General features: G+C 32.5%; 3 protein-coding genes. 1 reads left to right on the top strand and 2 read right to left on the bottom strand.

Annotated elements, in window-relative coordinates; genetic code table 11:
- The coding region (locus ACY2V1_RS07360; protein WP_461834151.1) for a putative bifunctional diguanylate cyclase/phosphodiesterase at positions 1–1,351 on the top strand (1,351 nt) is incomplete at its 5' end.
- A gap of 167 nt (positions 1,352–1,518) precedes the next feature.
- On the opposite strand, the gene ACY2V1_RS07355 is transcribed toward ACY2V1_RS07360, so the two are convergent.
- Both ACY2V1_RS07355 and ACY2V1_RS07350 read right to left on the bottom strand, forming a co-directional pair.
- Complete coding sequence (locus ACY2V1_RS07355; RefSeq protein WP_461834150.1) at positions 1,519–1,929, bottom strand: hypothetical protein; 411 nt, start codon at positions 1,927–1,929, stop codon at positions 1,519–1,521.
- Positions 1,930–1,967: 38 nt separating this feature from the next.
- Positions 1,968–2,159, bottom strand: coding sequence for a hypothetical protein (locus ACY2V1_RS07350; protein WP_461834149.1), 192 nt, complete (start codon positions 2,157–2,159; stop codon positions 1,968–1,970).
- Positions 2,160–2,181: the final 22 nt, after the last annotated feature.

The following is a 2,181-nucleotide window of genomic DNA, read 5'->3' as shown; positions in this document are numbered from 1 at the left end:
AGGCCAAAAAATGAGATTGGCTTCAATAACAGATATTACTCATTTAAAGGAGGCAGAATCAAAGATAAAAAAACTGGCTTATTTTGATGAGTTAACAGGGCTTTATAACAAAAACTATCTTATTGAATTGTTGAACGAGTTTTCTACAAAACCTGATTTGCCAAATAAAGTTGCTTTGATATTGCTTGATCTGAAAAGCTTTTCTTTGTTGAATTTTTATTGGGGACATGAATTTGGTAATGCAGTATTAAAAGAGGTTGGAGGCATGATAAAGTCCCTTTTGAGAAAGGAAGATCTTGGTTTTAGACTGGAGATAGACAAATTTGGTATTCTTATATGTGAAGATTTATCTTTAAAGGAGTATTTTAAAATCTCTGCCAGGTTTAAACAAGGATTTGCTCAAAAGATAAAAGTAAAAGAGAGGGTGGTGGATTTGGGATGTCATGTTGGTGGGTCAATATATCCTGATGTTACAGACGAAATTTCCAAGCTTTTGGAACACAGTGAAATGGCTTTAAGTGTAGCAAAAAGAGAAAAGCTTGATGAATGTGTGGTATTTGATAAAGCAATAGAAGAAAAGATAAAGAAAAGAGTAAGTTTGGAGGAGCTTCTTAAGTCTGCGATTGAAAAAGAAGAGTTTTCTGTTAACTATCAGCCTGTATTCAGAGTAGATGATCTTAAATTAGTTCAATGTGAAGCACTTATCAGGTGGTATTGCTCTAAATTAAACAAATTTATACCTCCTTCTGAGTTTATCCCTATAGCAGAAGATAGTGGACTTATAATAAATATTACGAGATTTGTTATCAAAAAGGTGTGTGAACAGATAAGTCTTTGGAATAGCATAACAGGTCGAGATGATTTTAAAGTGGCTGTAAATATATCTGCACTTGATTTTAACAGCCCGGATTTTTTGAATTCATTAAAAGAAGCTGTTATTTTTCATAAGATAAAGCCTCATCAGTTAGAATTAGAAATTACAGAAAGGATTTTGGTGGAAAACAACGATTTTTCTTTAAAGATGCTTCATGATATAAAGTTTATGGGCTTTTCTATTGCTATTGATGATTTTGGAACAGGATATTCTTCTCTGGCATATCTATCTCAATTTCAAATTGATGTGCTTAAAATTGACCTTTCCTTTGTGCAAAAAATTGGCAAATCAAGACAGGATGAGATCATTATAGAAACCATCATAAATCTTGGACACAGTCTGAACCTAAAAGTTCTTGCAGAAGGAGTTGAGACAGAAGAACAGTTAAAGTTTCTAAAAGCCAAAGGGTGTGATTATATTCAGGGATATTATTTAGGAAAACCCATGTCTCCTTCAGAAATGACAAAATTAAAATAATTAAAGGTTTAAATACCAACGCAGAAAATCTACATTAAATCGCTAAAATACCCCATTACTGCTTAAAAATTTTACCCTTGACTGGTCTTAAAAATGATGGCACAGGAGCGAGCTTAAAGCTCACCCCCTCTTTTTTTCCTGGTGATTCCTTTATATTAATCTCCTACTTACTTTGATGCTGTAAAGTACGCCTCTTTTATTCTATCTACTATGTAATTTACCTCTTGTTCTGAAAAATCATCCAGATCAAAACAGTATCCATCTTCTCCTAATAGACCTCCGGGGATTAAATCCCCTTTTTCCTCTGGATCGGTAATCATATCTCCATAAAAACAAATGGACAGCCACCTATTTTCTGGATCATCATCAATTACATCTACCATAACAAAGATTTTTCTTGTTGTCTGTTTTTTATGTTTTGCCCTTAAAGAATAACTAATACCTTGCCTTTCCACAAAGTCTATTTCAACATCTTCAAAATCTAAAATAAGTTCTTTTACTTTTAAAAAAACATCCTTTGCTGGAGAATCCTTCCAATTAGCTATGAAATCCTCTATCTTTATAATATCACCTGCCATATTATCCTCCTTTTAGTTATTAAAAAGGCTTCTACCTGTTAAATTTTGGAATTTTCCGAGCGCTCAATGTGTTGAAAAGAAAAACTTTCTTTCTTTTCTAGAAGTTCACGAATAGCTTTCACATTTTTATGAATTTTATAAATGAACCAAGGCATAAGAAATCCTAAAACAGTAATTACAATAATTACAATGGATCCTACTAAAACACCTAAAGCACCAAACACTTCCATTTTACTTTCCTCCTAATGACAA

Source organism: Desulfothermus sp. (assembly GCF_053993635.1).
The sequence above is the reverse complement of the archived record's forward strand: the minus strand, read 5'-3'. Positions and strand labels throughout refer to the sequence as shown.